This window comes from Sphingomonas sp. AOB5 (assembly GCF_029433115.1).
Lineage (GTDB): Bacteria > Pseudomonadota > Alphaproteobacteria > Sphingomonadales > Sphingomonadaceae > Sphingomonas.
In genome coordinates this window covers 1-7411 of the sequence record NZ_JARNTV010000100.1, presented here as the reverse complement: position 1 = coordinate 7411, position 7411 = coordinate 1, and the positions used below count along the sequence as shown (strand labels likewise).

Here is a 7411-nt window from a genome sequence, read left to right as displayed (position 1 = left end):
GGCTGGAGGACGGCGAGGCCTGGCTGGACGCGTCGGGATTGCCGCGCGAACTGGCGCGGCGGCTGGCGCATCGCGCGGTCAGCCATGTACGGCTCGGCGGCGGCAAGGCTGCGCCGTGGCGCGATCAGGGACTCGACCGTCTGATGGACACACTGGCTGCCGGCGGCGTCGGTACGATCGCGGGGGTACAGGGACGTGCGCTTCGCGGCGAATGGCATTTCCGGCTGGCGCCGCCGCATCGATCACACTGATCGGCCCAAAGAATCGGCCGTTCCATTGCCATTAACGCACCTGTGCCTATCTTGTCGGGTGAGGAAAGGTACCGAATCCGCATGAACGAGAACGACAAGCCCAATGGCGACGGCAATCCGGGGGGCAATCCCTGGATGAAGAACCTGCTGATCTGGGTGGGCATCCTCGCCGCGCTGGCGCTGGTGCTGACGCTGTTCGACCGTCCGAACGCGCAGACTGCCGGTCAGGGCATCAGCTATTCGGCGTTCCTCGCCAAGGTCGATGCGGGTGAGGTCAAGGACGTCAATATCGCCGAAAATGCGATCAGCGGTACCTATACCAATGACGGCAAGTTCCGCACCAACAGCCCGGGCGATCCCCAGCTGGTCGACCGGCTGCTGAGCAAGAATGTCCAGATCACCGCGCGTCCCGAAGAGACGCCGTCGATCTGGGTCTATCTCCTCTATCAGTCGCTGCCGTTCCTGCTGTTCCTCGGCATCGCCTTCTTCGTGCTGCGCCAGATGCAGAAGAATTCGGGCAGCGGCGCGATGGGCTTCGGCAAGAGCCGCGCCCGCCTGCTGACCCAGAAGGAAGGCAAGGTCACGTTCGATGACGTGGCGGGCATCGACGAGGCGCGCGAGGAGCTTCAGGAGATCGTCGAATTCCTGCGCGATCCGACCAAGTTCGCCCGCCTCGGTGGCAAGATTCCCAAGGGCGCGCTGCTGGTCGGTTCGCCCGGCACCGGCAAGACTTTGCTCGCCCGCGCGATCGCGGGCGAAGCCGGCGTGCCCTTCTTCACCATTTCGGGTTCGGACTTCGTCGAGATGTTCGTCGGCGTCGGCGCGAGCCGCGTGCGCGACATGTTCGAACAGGCCAAGAAATCGGCGCCGTGCATCGTCTTCATCGACGAGATCGACGCGGTCGGCCGTTCGCGCGGCGGCGGTATCGGCAACCAGAATGACGAGCGCGAGCAGACGCTGAACCAGCTGCTGGTCGAGATGGACGGCTTCGACGCGAACGAAGGCATCATCATCATTGCGGCGACCAACCGTCCCGACGTGCTGGACCCTGCGCTGCTGCGTCCGGGCCGCTTCGATCGCCGGATTACCGTGCCGACCCCGGATATCGAGGGCCGCGTGAAGATCCTGCAGGTCCATATGAAGAAGGTGCCGCTGGCGCCCGACGTCGATCCGCGCACCATTGCGCGCGGCACGCCGGGCATGTCGGGCGCGGACCTCGCCAATCTGGTCAACGAAGCCGCGCTGATGGCGGCGCGTCTCGGCAAGCGGCTGGTGTCGATGGCCCAGTTCGAAATGGCCAAGGACCGCGTCATCATGGGCACCGAGTGGAAGTCGCTCGTGATGACCGAGGACGAAAAGCGGATGACCGCCTATCATGAGGCGGGTCACGCGCTGGTCCGCGTCTATGAGCCGGCTTCGGATCCGATCCACAAGGCGACGATCATCCCGCGCGGCGGTGCGCTCGGCATGGTCGTGTCGATGCCCGAGCGCGACAATTACTCCTATCACCGCGACAAGATGTTCGCCGATCTGGCGACCGTGATGGGCGGCCGCGTGGCCGAGGAACTGATCTTCGGGCACGACAAGGTCTCGTCGGGCGCCTCGGGCGACATCAAGCAGGCCACCCGTCTGGCCCGCGCGATGGTGACCCAGTGGGGCATGTCGGACGATATCGGTCCGCTGGAATGGACCTACTCGGAAGACAGCTATCTGGGTCAGTCGGGCCTGCGCAACGCGCCGATGTCCGACGATACCGCCAAGCGGATCGACGACGAGATCAAGAAGCTGGTCGAGCAGGGCCTGCATCGCGCGCGCGACGTGCTGACCGAGAAGATCGACCAGCTCCATCTGCTCGCCAATGCGCTGCTCGAGTATGAGACGCTGACCGGCGAGGAGATCAAGCGGATCGTGGCGGGCGACGATATCGGCCGGGACGATCCGGGCGCCACCGCGGCCCCGGTTGCGGCGGGCGGCACCTCGATCCCCAAGATCCGCCGGCCCAAGGGTCCGTTCGGCAATCCCACGCCGCAAGGCGCCTGACTTACATCGCAAGGGGCCTGACTTCAGCCATAGTTACGCGAAACAACCCCTTCCCGAGACATCGGGGAGGGGTTTTTCACATGAAGCGACTGGTTGCCGCCGCCATCCTGCTGTGCCTTGCCGCCGTGCCGGCCAATGCGATGACCGTGGCCGAGTTTCTCGGCAAGGTGCATGCGCTCAAGGCGCGCGGTATCCTCGCGCTCGGATCGCCCGATATCCAGCTGCTGCGCGATGAGGTCGCCCGGATTCGCACGGCCTATCGCGCCGATCTGGCCGCTGCGCAGAAAGCGGGCCGCAAGCCGCACAGCTGTCCGCCGCCCGCCAGCCAGGCGATGAGCCAGGACGAATTCATCGCCGAGCTGGAGAAGATCCCGGTCTCGCAGCGCGGTATCAGCATGCGGACCGCCTTCTACGCGATCATGAAGCGGCGTTATCCGTGTAGATAGGGTCTAACCCAGCAGCCCCATTACAACCAGGATCGTCAGGAAGATCGAGACGATGATGGTGATGAACCACAGCATCACGATTGTGCGCATCACCGCCGAGACGGGCTTGAGCGAATAGGCCTGTTGCAGCTGGCGGAACAGGTGGATCGGCGGCACCAGCAGGCTGGCGGCGATGATCCAGCCCGCGGGCACGCCGATGGCGCTTGCCAAGGTGATCACGATGAACAGCAGCGACATGAACGCGATCGAATAGGTGATGAACACCGTGTGGTCGTACAGCCGGTACTGCCGCTTCCAGCAGAACAGCAGCCACACGAACGGCAGCGACAGCGGGATCAGCAGCCACGAGAATTTATAGACGCTGGTCTGCAGCTTGTAGAGCATCAGCGACGGGTTCTTGTTCCACTTCTCCACACCGTGATCGAGTGCGTACCAGCCGGTCTTCAGATCGGTGACGCGCGGGGCGTTGGTGACGGCTGCCTTCGGGATGGCGTCGAGCTGGCGGATGGTGGCTTCGGCTTCGGTGATCCGCTTTTCATAGCGGGCGCGCCGGGGATCGCCGGCCTTGCGCTTGTCGCGCGCCTCGATCGCGTCGGCACGCTCCTCCACCGCGTCCTTGCGCATCTGCTCGATCAGCGCGGTGGTGCCGGTGCCGGTGTTGATATCGCTCGGCGGCTGCAGCCCGACGATCTGGAACACCGCGAACATCGTGAAGATCGAGAAGAGGAACAGCGCCATCGGCGAGACAAAGCGCGCGCGCTCGCCCTCGACATAGCGGCGGGTCAGTTCGCCGGGCCGCCAGGCGAGCAGTGGCAGGGTGCGCCAGAGCTTGCCTTCGAAATGGGCGACGCCGTGGAGGATCTCATGCCCGATCGCGCCGAGCGAGCGATGGACATGGGCCGATTGGCCGCAGCGATGGCAATTGGGGCCGATCAGCGCCGTCCCGCAATTGAGGCACAGGCTGCCCTCGCCATGGCCCTCGCCGGCACGCGGCTCCACCGCGCGGCCGATCAGCCCCCCGGTGACGATTTCGCCCGCCGCTTCGAATTCCCCCGACACGCGTTGGAGGATAGCAGGTGGAGCGGATTCGCGCGAGGCTTAGCTCAGCTTTGCGGGACACAATTTGCTGGAGACGTGACGGCGCCGCGCCTGCAATGCTAAGCGCCGGACATGATCCACGATCCCGTCTCGCTGATGACCGAACTTGCCGCACGCGCGCGCGTTGCCGCGGGGCGTCTGGCTGCGACGGACACGGCCGTGCGGCGCGAGGCTTTGCTGGCGGCGGCAGCGGCGATCCGGGCGGACAGCGAGGGAATCGTCGCGGCCAATGCCGAGGATATGGCCGCGGGCCGCGAGAACGGGCTGAGCGGCGCGCTGCTCGACCGGCTGATGCTCGATCCCGGCCGGGTCGAGGCGATGGCGGCGGGCGTCGAGGCGGTGGCGCGGCTCGACGATCCGGTCGGGCAGGTGATCGACCGGGTCGAGCGGCCCAACGGCATGGTGCTGACTCGCGTTCGTGTGCCGATCGGGGTGATCGGGATCATCTATGAAAGCCGGCCCAATGTGACCGCGGATGCGGGCGCGCTGGCCTTCATGTCCGGCAATGCCGCAATCCTGCGGGGTGGTTCGGAAGCGATCCGCAGCAACCGGGCGATTCATGCGGCTTTGGCGCGCGGGCTGGGCGATCTCGCGGATGCGATCCAGCTGGTCGGCACCACCGATCGCGCGGCGGTCGGCGCGATGCTGAAGGCGGAGGGCATGATCGATCTGGTCGTGCCGCGCGGGGGCAAGAGCCTGGTCGCGCGGGTGCAGGCCGAAGCGAAAGTGCCGGTGCTCGCGCATCTCGACGGGATCAACCACACCTATATCGATCGCGCCGCCGATCCGGAGATGGCGCGCGCCATCGCGCTGAACGCCAAGATGCGGCGGACCGGCGTGTGCGGCGCGACCGAGACGCTGCTGATCGACAGCGGCTTTGCCGATCCGGCGCCGATCCTGACCGCGCTGGCCGATGCCGGTTGCGAGTTGCGCGGGGACGACGCGATCCGCGCGATCGAGCCGCGTGCGGTCGCGGCTTCGGACGAGGATTGGGACACCGAATATCTCGATTCGATCCTGTCGGTGAAGCGGGTCGACGGGGCGGATGCGGCAATCGCCCATATCGCCGCGCACGGATCGCATCACACCGACGCGATCGTGACCGAAGACGCTGCCACTGCCGAGCGTTTCCTCAACGCCGTGGATAGCGCCATCGTGATGTGGAACGCCTCGACCCAGTTCGCCGATGGCGGCGAGTTCGGGCTGGGGGCCGAGATCGGCATCTCCACCGGGCGGCTGCACGCCCGCGGTCCGGTCGCGCTCGAGGGGCTGACCACGTACAAATGGATCGTGCGCGGGACGGGCCAGACCAGGCCTTGAAGCGCATCGGCCTCCTCGGCGGATCGTTCAATCCGGCGCATAACGGGCATCGCCGCATCTCGCTTCACGCGATCCGGGCGCTCGATCTCGACGAAGTGTGGTGGATGGTCTCCCCCGGCAATCCGCTCAAACCCCAAAAGGGCATGGCGCCGTTCGAGGCGCGGATGGCATCGGCCCGCGCAATGGCGCGGCATGCGCCGATCCGGCCGACTGCGATCGAGAAGCGACTCAGGACCCGCTACACGGTGGATACGCTGACCAAGCTGCCGCGAATCCATCCGAAACATCGCTTCATCTGGCTGATGGGCGCCGACAATCTGGCGCAGTTCCATCAGTGGAAAGGGTGGCGCCGGATCGCCCGGCAGGTTCCGATTGCGGTAATCGCCCGTCCGGGGTATGAAGGGGACGCTCTCGCAAGTCCTGCGATGAGTTGGCTGCGGCGCTCTGTGCGGCCCGCAGGCCAGGCGAAGAACTGGACTCGATGGAGATTGCCGGCACTCGTGCTGTTGCGCTTCCGCCCTGATCCTACTTCGGCGACAAGCCTTCGGGCCGCCGACCCCGCCTGGCATCGGCGTTACTTGTCGCCGCCTCCATCACACGACCGCGCAGACCCGTCTTGTCCCTAGGAGTCCTCTTGGCCACTCAACCCCATGTGCAGCGTACGCCCGAAGCCGATCCCGGCGTCGAGGCGCTGCACCAGCTCGTTCTCACCTCGCTGGACGACGATCAGGCGGTCGAGACCGTCTCGATCCCGCTCGCCGGCAAGAGCAGCATCGCCGACTATATGGTCGTGGCGAGCGGCCGTTCGACGCGTCAGGTCGCGTCGATGGCCAACAAGCTCGCCGAGAAGATCAAGGCGGAGTTCGGCCGCACTGCGCGGGTCGAGGGCCTGCCGACGGCGGACTGGGTGCTGATCGACGCAGGCGATGTGATCGTCCATCTGTTCCGCCCCGAAGTGCGCAGCTTCTACAATCTCGAGCGCATGTGGGCGTTCGGCGATGCCGGGCAAGCGTAAGCGGTAAGGCGACTGACCGGCCATGCTGCTACACATCGTCGCGCGTGGCCGGATCGGGCGTAGTCCCGAAGCGGAACTGGTCGATCGCTATCTCAAGCGGATCACCTGGCCGACCAAGGTGAGCGAATTGCCCGATACCGGCGGTAAACTGCCGGCTATCGAGGGTGCGACGCGGATCGTGATGCTCGACGAGACCGGCGAGAATCTGGCGTCGCGCGTGCTGGCCGAGCGGCTGGGCGCATGGCGCGACGACGGGATCCGCGAGACCCGCTTCATGATCGGCGCGGCCGACGGGTTCGGCGATGCCGAGCGGGCGGGTGCGGACCTGTTGCTGTCGTTCGGGCGCGCCACCTGGCCGCACATGATGGCGCGCGCAATGCTGGCAGAGCAATTGTGGCGCACCGTCTCGATCCTTGCCAACCACCCCTATCATCGCGAAGGGTAGGCCCCGATGGGACCCCTGCGCAGCCTTGGCCTGACCGCGGCACTGGTGACGATTCTCGCCAGCGGATCGCTGCTGGCGCAGGTGCCGACGCTGGAGGAGCAGAAGGGCCGCCTTGCGACTGCCGATGCGCAGTCCAAGGCCGCGCAGACGCGATCCGAAGCGCTGGAACGGCAGGCCGCAGGCGAGCGCGATCAGGCGGCACAGGCGCGCGCGCGTGAGGCTGCCGCTGCCGAGCGGATCAAGGCGGCCGAAGCCGATATCCAGTCGGCACGGGCGCGGATCGCGATCGTCGACCGCCAGCTTGCCGATCAGCGCACTCGCGTGGCCGAGCGGCAGGGCCCGATCATGCGGCTGATCGCGGCGCTGCAATCGATGGCGCGGCGCCCGCCGGCGCTGGCTCTGGTCCAGCCGGGTTCGACCGAGGACATGGTGCATGTCCGCGCGGTGCTGGGTACGGTGATGCCGGTCGTTGCGGAGCGCACGGCCGATGTGCGCAGCGAGCTGAACCGTATCCGCAACCTGCGCGCCGAAGCGGTTGCGGCCGTTGCGAGCCTGCGCGAAGGCCGCAGCCGGGTCGAGGCCGAGCGGATCGCGCTGGTGCGGCTGGAGGCCGAGCACCGGCTGCGTTCGTCCGAACTGGGCAAGAGCGCCCTGGTCGAATCCGGCAAGGCGATCGCGCTGGGCGAGCCGGAGGCCGACATTGTCGACCTGATCGAGAACAGCAGCGACGCGGCCGAATTGCAGGCGGACCTTCAGGCGCTGCCCGGCCCGCTGCCGCGTCCGCCCCAGCCGGGCG

The 7411-nt window shown here is 66.8% G+C and carries 7 protein-coding genes and 2 pseudogenes; 8 read left to right on the top strand and 1 reads right to left on the bottom strand.

What is annotated here, in order from left to right; all coding sequences use genetic code 11:
• The 3 genes and pseudogenes from P1X14_RS21200 to P1X14_RS21190 all read left to right on the top strand — a co-directional run.
• Positions 1–251, top strand: a pseudogene (locus tag P1X14_RS21200) (tRNA lysidine(34) synthetase TilS); the annotation flags it as partial.
• A gap of 81 nt (positions 252–332) precedes the next feature.
• Positions 333–2291: an ATP-dependent zinc metalloprotease FtsH gene (gene ftsH, locus P1X14_RS21195; protein ID WP_277317415.1), complete on the top strand. Its 1959-nt coding sequence runs from the start codon at positions 333–335 to the stop codon at positions 2289–2291.
• Between the two features lie 80 nt (positions 2292–2371).
• Positions 2372–2737, top strand: coding sequence for a hypothetical protein (locus P1X14_RS21190; protein ID WP_277317414.1), 366 nt, complete (start codon positions 2372–2374; stop codon positions 2735–2737).
• Between the two features lie 3 nt (positions 2738–2740).
• On the opposite strand, the gene P1X14_RS21185 is transcribed toward P1X14_RS21190, so the two are convergent.
• Entirely contained in the window at positions 2741–3796 is a 1056-nt protein-coding gene (locus tag P1X14_RS21185; protein WP_277317413.1) for a DUF3667 domain-containing protein, read from the bottom strand.
• 111 nt (positions 3797–3907) lie between these two features.
• Between P1X14_RS21185 and P1X14_RS21180 the strand changes: the two genes are divergently transcribed.
• The 5 genes and pseudogenes from P1X14_RS21180 to P1X14_RS21160 all read left to right on the top strand — a co-directional run.
• Positions 3908–5155 carry a glutamate-5-semialdehyde dehydrogenase gene (locus P1X14_RS21180; protein ID WP_277317411.1) on the top strand — a complete coding sequence of 416 codons (1248 nt, stop codon included), beginning with the start codon at positions 3908–3910 and terminating at the stop codon, positions 5153–5155.
• Entirely contained in the window at positions 5152–5781 is a 630-nt protein-coding gene (locus P1X14_RS21175) for a nicotinate-nucleotide adenylyltransferase (protein ID WP_277317410.1), read from the top strand. Before P1X14_RS21180 ends, P1X14_RS21175 begins: the two co-directional genes overlap by 4 nt.
• Before the next feature lie 26 nt (positions 5782–5807).
• Positions 5808–6170, top strand: coding sequence for a ribosome silencing factor (rsfS, locus tag P1X14_RS21170; protein WP_277317416.1), 363 nt, complete (start codon positions 5808–5810; stop codon positions 6168–6170).
• Between the two features lie 22 nt (positions 6171–6192).
• Positions 6193–6615 carry a 23S rRNA (pseudouridine(1915)-N(3))-methyltransferase RlmH gene (locus P1X14_RS21165; protein WP_277317409.1) on the top strand — a complete coding sequence of 141 codons (423 nt, stop codon included), beginning with the start codon at positions 6193–6195 and terminating at the stop codon, positions 6613–6615.
• A 6-nt stretch (positions 6616–6621) separates the two neighbouring features.
• Positions 6622–7411, top strand: a pseudogene (locus P1X14_RS21160) (metalloendopeptidase); the annotation flags it as partial.